Here is an 18,397-nt window from a genome sequence, read left to right on the forward strand (position 1 = left end):
GAAAACATTAACCAAAACAGCAAAATATGTACAGCATTTATGCAGTTCGTAAAACTTTTTTCATGTAATCGTTTGATGTTTTCAGTGGTACTTGTAATTGGCGAATTATTATAGTATACTTGTTTAAGAAGATTTTTTACCGAAAGGAAATTGCTTGATATGACAGATTTTGAAAGAAACAAAACAATGGTGACAGCCAAATATGAGGCTCTCATCAACAGAAAAAACATTGTGTCAGACAGCTACAACGGAATTTATGACAGATACGTTTACCCTGTTCTGACAGCCGCACACGCACCTATTATCTGGAAATATGACATGAACCCTGAGACAAATCCATACTTCATGGAGAGATTGGGCATAAACGCAGTACTGAACTCTGGCGCTATTTATCTCAACGGCAAGTATTATCTTGTTGCAAGAGTTGAGGGCAATGACAGAAAGTCATTTTTTGCAGTAGCAGAGAGCGACAGCCCTGTTGACGGCTTCCGTTTCTGGGACTTCCCTGTTCAGCTTCCTGACACTGAACCGGAGGAAACAAACGTATACGATATGAGACTTACTCAGCATGAGGACGGCTGGATATACGGTGTATTCTGCTCAGAGAGCAAGGACAAGACTTCAAACGATCTTTCTGCCGCTACAGCTCAGGCTGGAATCGTAAGGACAAAGGATCTTAAGACATGGGAAAGACTTCCTAATCTCAAGTCCAAGTCACCACAGCAGAGAAACGTTGTACTTCACCCTGAGTTCGTTGACGGAAAGTACGCATTCTACACACGTCCACAGGACGATTTTATCGAAACCGGCTCAGGCGGAGGAGTATGCTTCGGTCTTTGCGAAGACATCACAAACCCTGTTATCTGCACAGACGAAGTTGTTATCTCACCAAGGCAGTATCACACAATCACAGAGGTAAAGAACGGTGCAGGCGCAGTGCCTATCAAGACACCAAAGGGTTGGATACACATTGCACATGGCGTAAGAAACACAGCCGCCGGTCTTAGATATGTAATTTATGTATTCGCAACTGACCTTAAAGACCCTTCTAAGCTAATCGCTTCGCCGTCAGGACTTTTCATTGCACCACACGGCAGTGAAAGAGTGGGTGACGTATCAAACGTTGCGTTCACAAACGGCGCGATCGTTCGTGAAAACGGTGACGTGTATATTTACTACGCTTCATCAGACACAAGACTTCACGTTGCGGCAACAACGATCGACAAGCTTATGGATTACACATTCAACACACCGTCAGACCCACTGCGTTCTGTTGACTGCGTAAAGCAGAGATGCGAGCTTATCAAAAAAAATCTCGAATATCTTAACAAGTAATATATCAAACACAAACAGACGGCTTCTGCTGTCTGTTTTTTTGTACACTAAAACTTTCTTTAAGTCTGCCATATCCGTGCATAAATATTGCACTACCCATGTAGGGGACGTCGTTTCGACGTCCCGTGGTTGTTTGCCCGACGAACTATACGTTATCCGCACAACGTTTTCCGCACGGCATGTCTACACAAATCTGTGAAAAAGCCAAAACTTTGACACTTCCAGAAACGGGACGTCGAGGGCGCCATCCCCTACAATTATGCTATGGTTTGTCTGCCGCAAAATTGCTGAGTCCCTTTACCGCAACTTTTTTATATACCCTCTTGCAATCATCCACAATCTATGGTATAATTAATCAATAAAAGCACAATATATGCAATATCACGCACAAAATTTTCTCTTAACTAAGGAGTGTTTATAATGAGATGTCCTTTTTGCAACTATGAAGATACAAGAGTAATAGATTCACGTCCAAGCGAGGGAAAAAAGCGTCGCCGCCGTGAGTGTCCGAAATGCGGAAAGCGTTTCACTACTTATGAGGTGGTGGAAAAGCCACAGCTTATGGTATACAAGCGTGACGGCTCGTTTGAGCCTTTTGACAGACAGAAGCTTATAAAAGGCATTCAGAACGCTATCAAAAAGCGTCCAGTCAGTGTTGATGATATGAAAAACCTTGTTGACGATATAGAGAACACCTTTGCAAACAAAATGCAGACTGAGACCACCACCAGCGAAATAGGCGATATGGTGCTTATGGGTCTTAAAAAGCTTGACCACGTTGCATATGTGCGTTTTGCTTCCGTTTACAAGGACTTCTCTGACGTTGATTCGTTCATTCAGATAATCACTGAGCTTTCTGACAAGAAGAAATAAATAAGAGCGTTCCGATAATTTTCGGGACGCTTTTTTGCACAAAAAAAGCGGACAGCCAAAGCCGTCCGCCATATTTTTCATATTGTATTAAAGCTGTGTATCAACAAAAATTGTATAGATAGCCTTCATTGCAGATTCAAAATCAGCCTCGTTTACACCGATGATGATGTTAAGCTCGCTAGAGCCCTGATCTATCATCTTTACGTTTACATGAGCGTGTGCAAGGGCTGAGAATATTCTGCCTGCTGTACCTCTGTTTGACTTCATTGCACGTCCCACAACTGCAATAAGCGCAAGGTCTGTTTCAATATCAATTGTATCAGGGTGACAGTTTCTGTGCAGACCTGACATTATCTCCTGCTCCTTTGGAGCAAACTCTGCCTGATGAACAACGACAGACATTGTGTCGATACCCGATGGCATATGCTCAAAGCAGATTCCGTTCTTCTCGAATACTTCAAGCACTCTTCTGCCGAAACCAAGCTCTGCGTTCATCATATCCTTTTCGATATTAACTACAGTAAAGCCCTTCTTTCCTGCTATACCTGTGATCGTGAATGCAGGCTTCTGAGATGTGGACTCAACGATCATTGTACCCATATCCTCAGGCTTGTTTGTGTTCTTGATGTTTATTGGGATACCTGCTTTTCTTACAGGGAAAATAGCGTCCTCATGAAGTACGCCTGCACCCATGTAAGAAAGCTCTCTCAGTTCCTTATATGTTATGGTAGTTATAGGCTGTGGGTTGTCGATAATTCTAGGGTCGCATACCAGGAAGCCTGATACGTCTGTCCAGTTCTCATAAAGATCAGCGTTTACTGCTGCGGCAACGATAGAACCTGTTACGTCAGAACCGCCTCTTGAAAATGTCTTGATAGTATCGTTTGGCATTGAGCCGTAAAAACCGGGGATCACCGCATTGTCAAGTGTAGCAAGTCTTTGAGGAAGCACCTCGTTGGTTCTTGCAGAATCAAACTGACCCTGATCGTTAAAATAGATAACATCGGCAGCGTCAATAAAGTTATATCCAAGATATTTAGCAAGAACGATACCGTTAAGATACTCGCCACGGGAAGCCGCATAGTCACGTCCTGCCTTTCCGATAAAGCAAGCCTTGATAGTTTCAAACTCCTTTTCAAGAGAAAGGTCAAGACCCAGATCATTGATTATGCCGTAATATCTTTCCTTGATAGCGTCGAACTCGCTGCTGAAATCCTTGCCCTTTGCAGCAAGATCATAGCAGCCGTAAAGCATATCAGTTACCTTTGTATCGTTTGAAAATCTTTTACCAGGAGCAGACGGCACAACAAATCTTCTTGAGCTTTCCGCTGTGATTATCTCCTTTACCTTTTTGAACTGCTCAGCACTTGCAAGAGAGCTTCCACCGAATTTTACAACCTTTGTCATTTCACAAACCCCTTATAAACTATAGAATTATTCCTGTCTGCGTACTTTTCCCACGCTGACGTTACAATAAATAGTATACCGAATTTGCGTGATTAAGTCAATGTATAAATGGACTAATTTTTATAGTTTTTTTGGTGTATGTTTGTGAAATACGCTTGTATTTGTATGGCGGACAACTCATACTTATCTGTCTGCCTATTATCTGTAATGTTCGTCTATCCACTTATCATGTTTTCGTGAAAGAAAACCCCAGCGTTCTTCAACACAAAATGCAGCAGATAAAACAAGCGGCAAAGAAAGCAGCACAGCCGCAATAATAAGAATAGCCATATTACTTACGTTCACAAGAACGCCTCCCGTCTCGGTTTTGTTATGACTATATTATAGCGTTCCTCACTTAAACAGACCTTAATGCAAAGTGAAAACCATGTGAAAAAAAGCCCCGTCCGAAGTCAGGGCTTTTTTCATCAGACTGCTTAAACCGTCACAGCCTGAGTATTATTCTTTTTAAGCACCTCAATAAAATCTTTTTCAGGAACAGGCTTTGAGAAGTAGTATCCCTGAATGAAATCACAGCCCATGCCAAGAAGCGTGTCGAGCTGATGCTTGTCCTCGATACCCTCGGCGACTATCTGCATATTGAGCTTCTTTATCATCGCCACTGTACTCTCAATGGCGATATGCGCCTTTTCGCTCTTGAAACATTCCCAGACTATTTCCTTTTCAAGCTTGATAAACCTGAAAGGCAGGCTGAGAAGATATGTCATATTTGAATATCCCGTACCATAATCGTCAAGTGCAAACTTCACACCATAATCGGAAAGGGTCTTGATGTTTTTCTCCATAATGTGCGGAGTATACACCGCCGCAGTTTCCGTTACTTCAAGACAAATAGACGATGGGTCTACCTTGTATCTGTCCATAATGCTGAGAAGCTGCTCTACAAGGTCAGATTGCATACACTGGACTACCGACAGGTTTACCTGCACATATTCGATACCAAGTGAAGTTCCCACGCCTTTCTTTATAAAACGGCAGGCTTCCTCGAAAACATATTTGCCTATTTTGAGTATCTTGCCGTTTTCCTCAGCTATAGGAATAAATTCCTGTGGAGGGATAAATCCAAGCTTTTCATCCTTAAGCCTAACAAGGGCTTCACAGGAAACTATCTTGTTTCTTGAACTTGAATATATCGGCTGATAGTATACCTCAAAGCCACGATTATCCAGAGCCTTGTCTATTGCATTCTCTACCTCGCTTCGACGTTTGCTGTCATAAAAGTTTATGTCAGTTGCATGAAGAAGTCTTTCCGTTTCAGGTTCACGATGCTTGAACTGCTCGATAAAGTCCACCAGCATATCTGCATTGTCAACGTCCTCAGGGCAGTCGATACGCATAAAGCAGGCTGTTATCAAAGTATCAACAGTACCTATATTCCAGTTTTCAGACAGCTTTTTCCTTATCGCACGATAGGTTTCCCCCACCTTTTCAGAATCCTTCGGGAACATAAGAGCAAAGCATTCGTCCTCCAAATAAAAACCATCGCCCAGATTAACAAAGTTATAAAGATAGTCGGAAAAGCTTCTTAACAGAGAGTTGGAAAAACGTCCGCCAAAGGTTTTCATAAGCATTTTGAAATCCGGTATCCTTATGAGCAATAATGTAAAATCAGAAGCTGAGGCATATTTTATGGAACACCTATTGACAAAGCTGCTCCAGTTGAGCATTTTTGTTCCCTGGTCTATCATATCGTCCTGACTTTGCAAAGTGAACATTATTAGAAGCATACATACAGACGCCGCAAAGCACTCCACAAGAAGATGTTTATTGATCATCTGAACAATCACTGCCACTACCGTCATTGAGATAAAGGCTGTTATAGAAGTGACCACCTGTCTTGAGAGCATACTTCTATTACCCATTGCGTAAACGATGCCAAATATAAGATAATAAATCGCCACAATGTATGTAAATGGCTGAAGAGTGCCGCGATGATAACCGCCTTGACTATCCACATAGATGATAAAATGTGTTGCAGGCGTCGTAATTACCAACAAAAGATCAACGATCATCGGTGTATATAAAAAGCTTTTGAAAAGTGCCGACATCTCTTTAAAGCCGTCCGTCAGGAAAAGTATATAGATCACAAATAGAAACGGAATAAGATTATGTGTAAAATAATAAGCCGTATGGAAGAAGGTTTTAAGCCCTATGCCCCATTCACCGGTAGACAACACGCTTAAAATATCCAACACAGTTGACAAAGCCGAGTCGCCCACGAGAATGCCAAAGACCTTATTCTTACTGCACGGAATACGCTTTTTGAAATAGAATACCACTCCTGTGATAGCATATATCACAAGGGCACATATATCATAATGGATAACATAACCCACAACGCAGACCTCCCCATATTATTATGATAATATTTTAACATAACTCTGTTATGGCTTCAACCGATTTAACAAAAAGTTATATTTTTTTTGTTTGTGTGCATAACTTACATATAAATAGAAGTCCGAATTTATAGGTTTTGTCAATTATTATCTATTCGTGGTAATGCTTATTCCTGCTGTTTGTAAATCAGATATCACAAATATTTTAACATCATCCAAAAGCTTTACTCCAAAAATGAAAAGTTAGAAAAACGACAATAAATTAACTTGCGACAAAAAATTATACATAGTTTTAAATGATTTTTAAATTTGTCGGTTTGACTTGACTAATAAACATCTTGGGATTATAATAAAAACGTGGTAAGAATCTGTCATAAGACTTGTAAAAAACCGGTCTTTTGACAGAGTTTCTGTATATACCTAAATAATTAGTTCTTACTAATCTTTAAAGACGAAAACAGGAGGTAATAATTATGTTAAAATGTTTTAAAGACGAGAAATTTTGGTGTGCAGTAGGCGGAGCAGCCGCAGTTATTCTTGGCAAGAAAGTCGTAAAGGCTAAGAAAACAAGGGAGCTTGCCGTTACAGGTCTTGCAAAGGGAATGAAACTCAAGAGCGACGCTCAGTCAGCATTGAGAAGCATGAAGGACGAAGCGTCAGACATCTGCTATGACGCTAAGGTCGAGGCAGGAATAGATAACGAGGAAGAAGTAACTGAATAATGAAAGCTCAGATCGTTTATGACAAGCCCTGCCGCATACGTTTCCGCTGTGGTAGCAACGCTTTCACAAAAGAACTTGAACGGTCGATACATAAGCTTGTTATGTCAAACCCGTGGGCGATCGCCTGCGAGGCTCACTATGAGAACGGCGGAATACTTATACGCTATAAAGAGGGTCACAGAGCCGAAGCTGTCGAACTTGTAAGAAAGCTCAGAGGAAACGACCTAGCACCTGTCAGCGACAATCAGTATGACACCGAGGAGATAGACAGAACATTCAAATCTGACCTTGCAAAGCTTGTGATGCAAAGATATATAAGAAAAGCTATTCTACCTGCACCTATAGGCGCAGCACTTATCGTGTACAGCGGACTTAAATACATAGCAAAGGGCGTAAGCGCACTGTTTGACGGCAAGCTTACAGTTGAAGTGCTTGACGGAGCGTCAATAAGCGCTTGTCTTATCCAGAAAAATTACAATACGGCTGGCACTGTCATGTTCCTGCTTTCTGTATCAGGCTTGCTGGAGGATTACACAAGAGCGAGAACAAGAGCCGCCCTTACCGACAGCTTGGCGATAAAGGCAGATCAGGTATGGCTGGCAGGCAAGGACGCTGATACTCTTATACCAATGTCACAGCTTCAGGTGGACGATTGCATAAGAGTTCGCACAGGAAGCGTTATTCCTGTTGACGGTCAGATAACCGAGGGCGAAGCTTACATAAATGAAGCTTCCATGACAGGCGAGCCTCTTGCGGTCATGAAGAGCGCAGGAGCAAGCGTATTTGCGGGAACAGTTGTCGAGGAAGGCTCAGTTGTGATAAAAGTTCGCAAGCTTTCTTCCGACACAAAGATAAGCAAGATAATCGAGCTTATCGACAACTCAGAAAACCTTAAAGCAGGGGTGCAGAGCAAAGCGGAGCGTCTTGCGGACTCTATCGTGCCGTACAGCTTCCTTGCCTTTGGTCTTACACTGCTGTTTACTAGAAATGTCACAAAAGCAGTTTCCGTTCTTATGGTGGACTATTCCTGCGCTATCAAGCTTTCAACGCCTATAGCCGTTATATCCGCTATTAAAGAAGCCGCTGATGACGACGTTACGGTAAAGGGTGGAAAATATCTTGAAGAATACGCACTTGCCGATTCTATCGTTTTTGACAAGACCGGCACTCTTACAAACGCTGAGCCTGTGCTTGAAAAGGTAATATCTCTTGGGGATTACTCCGAGGCGGAAACGCTGAAAATTGCGGCTTGCCTTGAAGAGCACTTCCCTCACAGCGTAGCGAGAGCTATAGTAAAGGGTGCGGCCGACAGAGATATCGACCATGCCGAGGAACACGCCGAAGTGCAGTATATAGTTGCCCACGGAATTTCAACAACGCTTCACGGCAAACGTGCTATCATAGGAAGCAGGCATTTTGTCTGCGAGGACGAGGGCATAGAGATAACAGACGAACAGCAGGCCGAGATCGACGAAAAGTCGGGAGCTTGCTCAGTGGTTTATCTTGCTGTAGGCGACAAGCTCACAGGTGCGCTCTGCATAAGCGACCCGCCCAGACCTGAAGCTGAGGAAGCCGTTAAACAGCTCAAAGAAGCAGGCATAACAAATATCATTATGCTCACAGGCGACAGCGCAAAGACTGCCGAGATAACTGCGCAGAAGCTCGGCATATCAGATTTCAGGGCGCAGGTTCTCCCTGAGGACAAGCACAGATATGTGGAACAGCTCAAAGAGCATGGACACAGAGTAATAATGGTAGGCGACGGAATAAACGACGCTCCAGCCCTTGCGGCGGCGAACGTTTCTGTTGCAATGAGCGATGCTTCCGATATAGCAAAGGAAACTGCCGATATCACAGTTCGTGGTGCAGACCTTACACAGCTTGCGGCTATAAGACAGCTTAGCGAAAAGCTAATGCACCGAATAAACAGTAACTACAGATTTATACTGCTGTTCAATTCAGTGCTTCTGCTGTCTGGAGCTTTCGGGCTTTTACAGCCGTCAGCCTCAGCGCTTCTGCACAACGCTTCAACAATGGCGATCTGTGCAAAGAGCATGACTCCTTTAGAGGATAAAAAACGCAAAAAGAAAAACAAGTAAACAAAATATAAAGAGCGAATGATCGTAACGTCATTCGCTCTTTTTGCATCTTAATAAATGTAACGCTTTTTCTTAAATTACTTAGCAGGTGTACAGTAGCAAATAGAATAAACTGTTATATCACCGTTTTTTGCCGCAGCATGAAGCTGATCCAGCTTATCAAAACCTGCACCAAGCTCCTTTACACAGTCTGCATATGTGAACTTAGCATAGTAATGATTATTCGCTCTGCCTGTTTCGCTAGGCTGAACTCTTGCCCAGTTTGCTCCTCCTGACCAGCTCTGGAGAATAAGCTCAAGCTCGTTCTCTGCACCCGAATACTCAACATAGAAATAGCCATTTGCAGAAAGATACGAAACATCAAAACTGCCATAATTTTTTGAAGTCATAACTGAAACTGCCTGACCCCATGAGCCACATGATTTTGCACCCCAGAAAATAGATACATATGGATCCTGCTCCGGCTTATCAGGGTCAACAGGATCTACCGGATCAACCGGCTCTGTTGACTTTCCGACAATATACTTAACACTAAGAACTTCGATATCTCCGTTAGCCGCACCAACATGGAAGCGGTCTACTTTAGAGAAATCTGTTGTTCCGAACGCCGCCGCAACATCGTCGTAGCTGTACTTTGCGTATACAATGCCGTCCTTTTCTGTTACCTCAGTTGGTGAAACTCTCGCCCAGTCTGCACCGCCTGACCAACTCTGGAGAATGACCTCCGCCTTGTCTGTGCCGCCCTTGAACTGAACTTCAAAATATCCGTCCTTTTCGATAACTGAGCTGTCAAAGCTGCCGCCCTCCTTAGTTGTGGAAAGTGTGATAGCCTGACCCCAGCCTGATGTCTTTGCCGAGCCTGTGAAGATAACAGTTTCCTTTTTGTCACTTACCTCGCCAGTTGCAGGGATAACATCTGTCTTTATAACCTTGCCGCAAGTTGTACACTCAGTGTGCTTTGAGCCATTTTCTGTCGCAGTAGCCGCCTTGTCGATTATCCATGCGCTTTCGCTGTGACCTGTCGCAGGGATAGTTTCAGTGTACTTTTCACCGCATGAGCAAGTGTATACCTTTTCGCCGTCAGCTTCGCAAGTTGCAGCCTTTGTTGATGTGAGGGTATAGCTGTGTCTGTGACCGATAGGGTCGGTGTAATCGTCCTTCTTTGTCTCGCCGCATGAAGCGCAGGTGTAGATAGTGTAACCCTTTTCGTTCTCTGTAGGAGCAACTGTCTCGCCCTTTACCCAGCTGTGACCCTTTGCAGGGATAGTTTCAGTGTACCTGTCTCCGCAAGTACAAGTGTAAATTCTCTCGCCATCTGTTGTGCAAGTAGCTCCTTTTGTTACCTTTGCGGTGTAGCTGTGAGTGTGTGATGACTTAACATTCTTGACAGTGAGTGCAAATGTATCTGTGCTTCCGTCTGAGAATGTGTAAGTAAGTGTGTAATTACCATTTGTAAGCGTCTTGAGCCAGCTTTCGTTGAGCATTATCTGACTTCCGTTTGTGGAATAATCTAAGCCGCCTGCAAGCTTCTTGCCGTTTGCTGTGATAGACTCAACGCTCTTTCCATAAAGCACAAGGTCTGTTCTCACACCGCTTGGAGCATCAGCGTCAAATATGCCTGACTTTGTGGAAAGGTGTGGCTTCTCGATCTGTCCGTCCTCATAGAAAACAACATCGTCTATGTAAACTGTACCTGTCTTTTGAGCAGAATCTCCGCCCATATAGAACGAAAACTGGTTAAGCTTTGATGTATCAAGATTTCCGCCCGACTGCCAGCTTGGCGCTTTAAAGTCAGCGAATGGTATCTTGATAGTTTTTCCGCCTGCGAAATCAAGTGCTATCTGCGCTTCAAAATAATTGTCGTTTGCGTCTCTAAGCTGAACAGTAAGGCTGTTGCCTGTGCCGTCCCCCTCTACCCAAAGCTCAACGCCTGCAAATGATGAAGCATTTCTTACTGCAATAGGGTGGTTTACTCCGCAGTAGCCGTTTGGCGAGCCGATATCATATCCGAAAGCAAGCGCCTTTGAACCGTTCTTTGCAGCAAGAGAAAGTGAAACTTCATTGCCGCCTGTGTTTCTTGAATAAGACGACCAAAGTGCCTTATCATTTGAATAGCTCTCAAATGTGTCAAGCTCATCAAGGCCTGTGGTGTCGGAAACATTTATTGTAAGCTCCCTATCCTCGCCCTCATAGAAATCGAACTTAAGCGTCACAATGCCTGCTGAAAGCGTCTTGAGATATGCACTTTTAAGGGTCACAGTGTCGCCCGAAGTTGTGTAATCTGTACCCTCTGCGAGTGCTTTTCCATCAGCAACAATGCCTCTGAACTCGCTCGTCTTGCGATCCATGGTGATATCAACATCACTGCACTTCTTAGGGTTTACGTCAACAGAGATTATCTCAGGAGAGATAATAGGCTTAGGGATAGAGCTGTCGCTCACCGTCAGATTGAACTTAGGCTGATTGCCGCCTGTTGTGAGTATCCTGCACGAATACTTTGCAAGCTCCTGCCTTTTAAGATAAGAAGCCTTGATAGTAACAGCGTTGCCACTTATGGTGTAATCGTCTGACGAGAGTTTCTTTCCGCCGACCTCAACACCGCTTATGCTGCCCTCTTTCATAGAAACATTCACCACAACGTTACCTGACTTACTTCTGTCAAAACTGTATGTAGACTTGTCAGTGGTGTTTACAATGTTCTTCTTTTCCATTTTTGCAGCAGCGTTCATCATAAGAGTTCTTGTGCTGTCCGTCTTTTCGATACCCTCAGGGCCGTAAACGGTGTAGCCGTCGTAGTCCTGATAAAGAGTGCCGTCATCAAGATAGGAAGCTATCATCCAGTAGTTGAAGCCCTGATATTCGACACCCTCATAGTAGTCCCCTGTTACAATATCCAGCCAATCGGAATAAGCGGCGTCACGCTTTGTTTTGTCTGTAAGACCGAATTCCTCAAAGATAATAGGCTTGTCAGCGGAAGATGTGGTCTGGGCATGGCGCTTTATCCACTCGAGGTCATCATCGCCAAGGTCAAAGCCCCACTGATCAACGTACATATGCGGTGTGCCAAAGTCTACAGTGTCGATAGTCATAAGCTTGTCAAAGTCAACACCGTAGTAGCCTGAATATGCGGAAGACGGAAGATCTTGCCTTGCAGCTTCCTGATAGCCAAGGTTATAAAAGCCCTCGTCGCCAACAGATACCATGTGATAAGGGTCGATAGACTTTACATATGCTGACATTTCCTTTGCCCAGTTATAAAGAATATCGTCCTTGCAGAACTCGTCAACAGTACATCTCGGCTCGTTTGAAAGCTCCCAAGAAAAAACAGCTTCAGAATCCATAAGCTTCTCGCCTGTGTAGTAGTTGGTGTGATTTAACAAAGTCTTGATATAATCCTTATACCAACCCTTGATAGTTTCATTAGTGTAAAAATCGCAGGTGTCCTTTTCGTCCACTTTGCTATTGCCAACGCTCTTGCCCTGTGACATCTGATACCACTTTACATACTGACCCATTCCGCCGAACGCTTCCCAATAGTTCGTGAAAGTGATAACAAGCTTCATATCATGTTCTTCAGCCTGCTTGATAACATAATCAAGATGTCTCAGGCCGTCCTCGCCCTCATTCACAATAGGCTTGCCAGCCTCATCGTCCCAATACTGGAAGTAAACTCCGTCCTTTTCGCCCGTTCCGTCATTGTTGCCCTCAAAGGTCTCATGACCAGACTGCGAGTCGATCTCGCCTGTTTTCTTACCAACGTCAAGATTTCCCCAAATTCTTATTACTTTAAGCCCCATTTTTGAAGCGTCATCGAAAACATTCTTTACCTCACTCTTTGACTTATAGGTGAGATAATAACAGTTCGTGCCGCCGTAATAGTAAGGGCTTCCGTCACACATAAACTTTGAGCCGTCAGCGTAAACAAATCCCTCTGGGTGTGTCGCCGCATACTCCGCATATGCGCTGATATCTGCGAAAGGCACAATGCTAACAGCCATTGCAGCAGCCGCCAGAGCCGCAGAAAATCTTCTCATTACTCCTGTCATAACCATACTCCTTTTTCATTACTTTAGCTAATTTTGATTAATTTAGCTTGTCGAATTATTGCGTTTTAACTTTATCACAAACTTAATTTAATGTCAATCTCTTAAAACGATTAAGTAAGCAAGTTTTTAAAAATCAATGTTTTTCACAAATAAAGAAGCATGAACTTAGTACATTGTGCTATAAGTAATCATCATTTTATATTATTTTTGTCTTTCATTGCCAAAGAAAACAATAGTTAAAAAACGTTTACATTTCATATTAACATCAAACGTTTAAGATAAACAAATTAACAAATGCAATTTACACGCAAAACAAAGCCGAGCATATCACTTCAAAATGATATGCCCGGCTATACAAAAAAGATATTCAATACACTTACCATGCCTAAAGATGAGCCCTATGTAAACATAAAAAAACACCTATCCAAGTGCCACATCAAGTATCATCATAAGCACAAAGCCCAGCGCAAAAACTATAGTTCCAATATTGGAGTGTGGTTTTTCCGACATTTCAGGAATAAGCTCCTCCACCACGACATAAATCATAGCACCTGCCGCAAAGCTTAGAAGATACGGCAAAACAGGGATTATAAACTGTGCCAAAAGTATCGTCAGCACAGCCCCAACAGGCTCGACAACTCCCGATAAAACGCCGTAAACAAAGGCTTTTCCCTTTCCCATACCCTCCGAACGCAGTGGCATGGATATTATCGCACCCTCTGGAAAGTTCTGTATTGCGATACCAAGGGATAATGCCAACGCACCAGCGGCGCTTATAGCATGATGGTCAGCCGCCCAGCCTGCATATACAACGCCAACAGCCATTCCTTCGGGGATATTGTGAAGCGTCACCGCAAGCACAAGCATCGTTGTGCGCTGAAAACTGCTTTTCGCTCCCTCAGGCTCGGTGGCATTCATGTGAAGATGCGGTATAACTCTATCGAGAAAAAGCAGAAAAAACACTCCAAGCATAAATCCAACCGCCGCAGGAACAAACCTCAGTCTACCCATTTTCGCTGATTGCTCCATAGAGGGTATTAGCAAGCTCCACACGCCTGCCGCCACCATTACTCCTGCCGCAAAGCCTGTCAAGGCTCGCTGGACAAGATAATGCAGATTTTTCTTCATGAAAAGCACACACGCCGCACCAAGAGATGTACCCAAAAACGGTATCAGAATGCCTTTAAAAATAGTCATGCTCATTGTTCTTCACTGATATGCTTCTTCAATGCCGCAAAGCTCTCGTCAGACAAAACGTGTTCTATCTTGCAGGCGTCATGTTCAGATATTTTTCTGTCAACACCAAGACTTACAAGCCACTCTGTCAATACAAGGTGCTTTTCGTAGATCTTTTCCGCAACATATCTGCCGTCGTCAGTAAGAGTAATGAAGCCGTTTTCGTCCATTGTGATGAACCTTCCCTCACGAAGTATCTTCATAGCGTTTGATACGCTGGGTTTTGTAACGTTCAGCTCCCTTGCAACATCAATGCTCCTCACCTCGCCGTTTTGCTTGTTCCATAAAACAAGTATCGCCTCCAAATAGTCCTCCCCTGACGTGTGAATGTTTCCCATTTGTATGCCCCTTTCTTTGTTAGCTATAGCTAACTTGTATCTTAAAAATTACTGCACGCCACGAAGCTAAGCCTATCAAAACAAAATGCCTTTTCAAAAAAAGCTTTTTGCAAACTTAGCCGCACTCTTCTCGTGCAGTATCAAAAGTATAGAACATCAGTTAATGTATGCTAACTGATGTTTATTATATCACAGAAAATATGTTTTGTCAAGCAAACAAAAAAGCCGTGACAAACCTTTTCATCTGCCACGACTTTATGCATAGCTATTTACTTGAATCTTGCAAAAAATCCTTTTTTCTCATAAGGCTCTCTTTCAGCGGAAATAAAAGTGTAGCCTGTTTTCTCAACTGCTTCTTTAAGCTTTTCATCAGGGATATCCTCATCAACTATAGCCACAGTTTCGCCCTTTGCATGGGAAGAGCTAACCTTTTTCACCTTGAAATTCTGCCTGAAAGTGTCATTCATATGCGATTCACACATTCCGCACATCATTCCGTCTATTTTTACAGTTATCTTTTCCATTTCTGACCCTCCAACGCTTATTAGGTTAGAATTTGCTAACCATGCTTATTGTAACACAGCCTATAGCTTTTTTCAAGTCAATAATGTAAATTTTATTCTGCTGTTTGTCTGTTGTTCTCCGCAAGAAGATAATTCTTCACTTCCCAAAGCTTTTGAGAAAGGTCAACATAATAAGTGTGCGGATTTTCAAATCGTGTGATCTCGTCCCAAAGAGTGTCTATCTCAGCCGCCGCATACTTTACGATATCCTCATATGCAGGCTTCTTGTATACGCACTTGCCGTCCTTGAATATCTGCTGCTGTATAGGCTTTGCCTCAAAGTTTGTGACAACCTTTTTCTTCCATGTGAACTGTGGGTCAAAAAGCGTAAGGGGTCTGCTTTCATCTATCACCTCGTCATGAACACACAACAGGTCAGCCACAGCCTTGTGGTTGTCCTTGTCATAAATTCTGTAAAGCTTTTTGAAGTGCGGAGTGGTTATCTTCGCCACGTTTTCAGAAATCTTTATCTTAGGCTGAATATTGCCATCATCGTCCTCCACAGCCGCAAGCTTGTAAACTCCTCCGAAAACAGGCTCGCTCTTTGCAGTGATAAGTCTTTCGCCCACTCCGAACATATCCACCTTAGCGCCCTGATATATCATATCTCTTATGAGATACTCGTCAAGGGCGTTTGAGGCACATATTTTGCAATCAGGATAGCCGGCATCATCGAGCATTTTTCTTGCTTTCTTTGAAAGATATGTTATATCTCCCGAGTCTATCCTTATTCCCACAGGACGGCAGCCCATAGGCTTCAGCACCTCGTCAAAAGCCTTTATTGCGTTAGGCACACCGCTTTTCATCACATTATAAGTGTCCACAAGCAGAACAGTGCCATTAGGATAGCACTTACAGTAAGTCTTGAAAGCTTCAAGCTCGCTGTCAAACATCTGCACCCATGAATGTGCCATTGTGCCTGTTGCATTAAAGCCGAAAAGCTGGTCTGTGATAGTGCAGGCTGTGCCTGAGCAACCGCCTATGCCTGCGGCTCTTGCACCAAGTATGGCAGCGTCTGCACCATGAGCACGTCTTGAACCAAACTCAGATACCGCCCTGCCCTGAGCTGCCCTTACAATACGGTTAGCCTTTGTTGCAATAAGCGTCTGATGATTTATGCAAAGCAGAAGATACGTTTCCACAAGCTGCGCCTGAACAGCAGGGGCTCTAACTGTGATGATAGGCTCGTTTGGGAACACAACAGTACCCTCAGGCACAGCAAATATATCTCCTGTGAAGCGGAAATCCTTAAGATATTCAAGGAAGCCTTCGTCAAAAATGCCCTTTGAGCGCAGGAACTCTATGTCCTCTTCGTCAAAATGAAGATTTTCGATATAGTTTATGACCTGCTCAAGACCGCAGGCAATGGCGAATCCGCCGCCGTCAGGTATCTGTCTGAAAAACAGATCAAAATAAGATATCTTTTCCTGCATACCGCTTACAAAGTAGCCGTTTCCCATTGTCAGCTCATAAAAATCGCACAGCATAGTGTAATTGAATTTGTCCATTTTGCTCTCTCCTTTTCAGCTTATAACAAGAGGGACTAATGTCCCTCCTTGCTGTTTTACAATATTATATCACGCCACAGGTGCAAAAACCTGAACTAAAGCGCAAACTTTTCTGAATATTCAGCCAACAGCTTCTCGTAATAGTCAGGACCGTTTCTGTGAAGCTTATCAAGATATTCATGCTTTTTAAGGCTGTTATATTTCTCTTGGTTTGCAATAAGATAGACCGCAATATTTGAGCAGTGGTCTGATATTCTCTCAACATTTGTGAGTATATCAAGGAAGTTCACACCCACCTCGATGTTGCAAAGACCATTCTTAGACCTGTCGATATGAACAGCCTTAAGCTCCTCAACAAGTCTGTCTACTACTTCTTCAAGTGGCTCGATCTCCTTGAGAACGTTCATATCCCCTGTCTTTGTGGCTTCGATAGCAAGCCCGATTATCTCCTGAATGGCGTTGCACACAACGTCAAGCTCGTGCTTCGCCTGCTCAGAAAAACCGATCTCCTTTTCATAAAGAACATCCGCAGTTTCATATATGTTTATAGTATAGTCACCTATTCTCTCATACTCTGAAATAAGGTGGAAAAGTGCTGTAACAGTTCTCGACTCATCCTCGTTCAGACCGCAGTCGTTGAGCTTTATAAGATATGAACCTACTCTGTCCTCAAGCCTGTCGATAAGCTCCTCACGCTCTTTTATCTTGTCGATAGACTTAAGGTCATACTTGTCATAAAGCTCTCTTACCGATATGAAATTCTTCTGTGCCAGCACGCCCATTTGAACAACTGCCTCTGTAGCCTGTGCGATAGCAACGTTTGGAGTAACAAGAAATCTGTCGTCAAGAAGATCCTCCTTAGTGAAAGTATCATCGTCCTCAGCGTTCTTCTTATCTCTGATAGTCCATTCGGCAAGCTTTTCAAGCACTGTATAGAACGGCAGAAAGATTATAGTTACCACAACATTGAAGATAGTATGGAAGTTTGCGATGCTTCCCGTTGTAAAGCTATTATTCCAGAACGGAAATCCTATTGTATACTGAATGATATAAACGCCGATAAGAAAGATTATAGTACCGATAAGGTTGAAATAGAAGTGTATCATAGCGGCTCTCTTGGCGTTCTTTGAAGCACCTATACTTGAAATAAGAGGTGTAGCACAAGTACCGATGTTAGTACCCATTATGATAGGAAATGCGGAAGCGAATGTGATAGCGCCTGACACTGAAAGCGCCTGCAAAATGCCTATAGAAGCGGCCGATGACTGTATGATAGCCGTGAATATCGCACCCACCAATACGCCCAGAACAGGGTTTTTAAGCACCGCAAAAAGCTGCTCGAACTGCGGAAGCTCTGCCAGCGGAGCGATCTTCTCCTGCATAAGTATCATTCCGGTAAAGAGGATACCTATGCCCATCATTATCTCGCCCACGTTCTTTGTCTTGTTCTTCTTTCCCACCATTATGATGATAAGACCGATAACGATAAGTATAGACGAAAAATTCGACGGCTTGCAAAGCTGTAATATAGCAGGACCGCTGCTGTCGCCCTCAAGGTTTGTGAGCCTTAATATCTGCGTTGTCATGGTCGTTCCGATATTTGCGCCCATGATTATTCCAACTGCGCCCTTAAGCTTCAAAAGGCCTGCGTTTACAAGTCCCACCACGATAACAGTAGTTGCAGACGATGATTGCACCGCTGCTGTTACCAATGCACCGAAAAGTATTCCTGAGAACACATTTCCCGTCATTTTCGCAAGGACCTTCTCCATAAGTCCGCCCGAAGCCTTTTCAAGTCCCGAACTCAATATGGTCATTCCGTATAAAAACAGACCAAGTCCGCCCGCCATTCCGATAATGTTAAAGATACTCAA

At 43.4% G+C, this 18,397-nt stretch carries 13 protein-coding genes; 4 read left to right on the top strand and 9 right to left on the bottom strand.

Annotated elements, in window-relative coordinates:
- Positions 1 to 159 precede the first annotated feature (159 nt).
- Both DW015_RS05020 and nrdR read left to right on the top strand, forming a co-directional pair.
- Positions 160 to 1,335 (top strand): glycosidase, encoded by a 1,176-nt coding sequence (locus DW015_RS05020; RefSeq protein ID WP_117904638.1) that lies wholly within the window; start codon positions 160 to 162, stop codon positions 1,333 to 1,335.
- A gap of 420 nt (positions 1,336 to 1,755) precedes the next feature.
- Entirely contained in the window at positions 1,756 to 2,208 is a 453-nt protein-coding gene (gene nrdR, locus DW015_RS05025) for a transcriptional regulator NrdR (RefSeq protein WP_022288601.1), read from the top strand.
- 87 nt (positions 2,209 to 2,295) lie between these two features.
- On the opposite strand, the gene DW015_RS05030 is transcribed toward nrdR, so the two are convergent.
- From DW015_RS05030 to DW015_RS05035, 3 genes are all read right to left on the bottom strand, one after another.
- Positions 2,296 to 3,615: an aspartate kinase gene (locus DW015_RS05030; protein ID WP_117904640.1), complete on the bottom strand. Its 1,320-nt coding sequence runs from the start codon at positions 3,613 to 3,615 to the stop codon at positions 2,296 to 2,298.
- Between the two features lie 198 nt (positions 3,616 to 3,813).
- On the bottom strand, positions 3,814 to 3,960 hold the full coding sequence (locus DW015_RS13395) for a hypothetical protein (protein WP_158455080.1): 147 nt from the start codon (positions 3,958 to 3,960) through the stop codon (positions 3,814 to 3,816).
- A gap of 131 nt (positions 3,961 to 4,091) precedes the next feature.
- Complete coding sequence (locus DW015_RS05035; protein WP_117904642.1) at positions 4,092 to 6,011, bottom strand: bifunctional diguanylate cyclase/phosphodiesterase; 1,920 nt, start codon at positions 6,009 to 6,011, stop codon at positions 4,092 to 4,094.
- A 473-nt stretch (positions 6,012 to 6,484) separates the two neighbouring features.
- Between DW015_RS05035 and DW015_RS05040 the strand changes: the two genes are divergently transcribed.
- Together DW015_RS05040 and DW015_RS05045 are read left to right on the top strand one after the other, a co-directional pair.
- The gene (locus DW015_RS05040) at positions 6,485 to 6,733 is read left to right on the top strand and encodes a DUF1490 domain-containing protein (protein ID WP_117896486.1); all 249 of its coding nucleotides are present in this window, start codon (positions 6,485 to 6,487) and stop codon (positions 6,731 to 6,733) included.
- Positions 6,733 to 8,832 carry a heavy metal translocating P-type ATPase gene (locus tag DW015_RS05045; RefSeq protein ID WP_117904643.1) on the top strand — a complete coding sequence of 700 codons (2,100 nt, stop codon included), beginning with the start codon at positions 6,733 to 6,735 and terminating at the stop codon, positions 8,830 to 8,832. Before DW015_RS05040 ends, DW015_RS05045 begins: the two co-directional genes overlap by 1 nt.
- 77 nt (positions 8,833 to 8,909) lie before the next feature.
- Here the strand turns inward: DW015_RS05045 and DW015_RS05050 are convergent, their stop codons facing one another.
- The 6 genes from DW015_RS05050 to DW015_RS05075 all read right to left on the bottom strand — a co-directional run bounded on the left by DW015_RS05050 (position 8,910) and on the right by DW015_RS05075 (position 18,397).
- Entirely contained in the window at positions 8,910 to 12,878 is a 3,969-nt protein-coding gene (locus DW015_RS05050; RefSeq protein WP_181979839.1) for a X2-like carbohydrate binding domain-containing protein, read from the bottom strand.
- A 420-nt stretch (positions 12,879 to 13,298) separates the two neighbouring features.
- Positions 13,299 to 14,081 (bottom strand): ZIP family metal transporter, encoded by a 783-nt coding sequence (locus tag DW015_RS05055; protein WP_117904647.1) that lies wholly within the window; start codon positions 14,079 to 14,081, stop codon positions 13,299 to 13,301.
- Entirely contained in the window at positions 14,078 to 14,452 is a 375-nt protein-coding gene (locus DW015_RS05060) for a metal-dependent transcriptional regulator (protein WP_117904649.1), read from the bottom strand. Before DW015_RS05060 ends, DW015_RS05055 begins: the two co-directional genes overlap by 4 nt.
- Before the next feature lie 269 nt (positions 14,453 to 14,721).
- Positions 14,722 to 14,976: a heavy-metal-associated domain-containing protein gene (locus DW015_RS05065; RefSeq protein ID WP_022288609.1), complete on the bottom strand. Its 255-nt coding sequence runs from the start codon at positions 14,974 to 14,976 to the stop codon at positions 14,722 to 14,724.
- 92 nt (positions 14,977 to 15,068) lie between these two features.
- Positions 15,069 to 16,523: a nicotinate phosphoribosyltransferase gene (locus tag DW015_RS05070; RefSeq protein WP_117904651.1), complete on the bottom strand. Its 1,455-nt coding sequence runs from the start codon at positions 16,521 to 16,523 to the stop codon at positions 15,069 to 15,071.
- A gap of 95 nt (positions 16,524 to 16,618) precedes the next feature.
- Positions 16,619 to 18,397 carry a Na/Pi cotransporter family protein gene (locus DW015_RS05075; RefSeq protein WP_046439686.1) on the bottom strand — a complete coding sequence of 593 codons (1,779 nt, stop codon included), beginning with the start codon at positions 18,395 to 18,397 and terminating at the stop codon, positions 16,619 to 16,621.

Origin of the sequence: Ruminococcus sp. AF37-20 (genome assembly GCF_003460465.1) — a bacterium.
Lineage (GTDB): Bacteria > Bacillota > Clostridia > Oscillospirales > Ruminococcaceae > Hominimerdicola > Hominimerdicola aceti.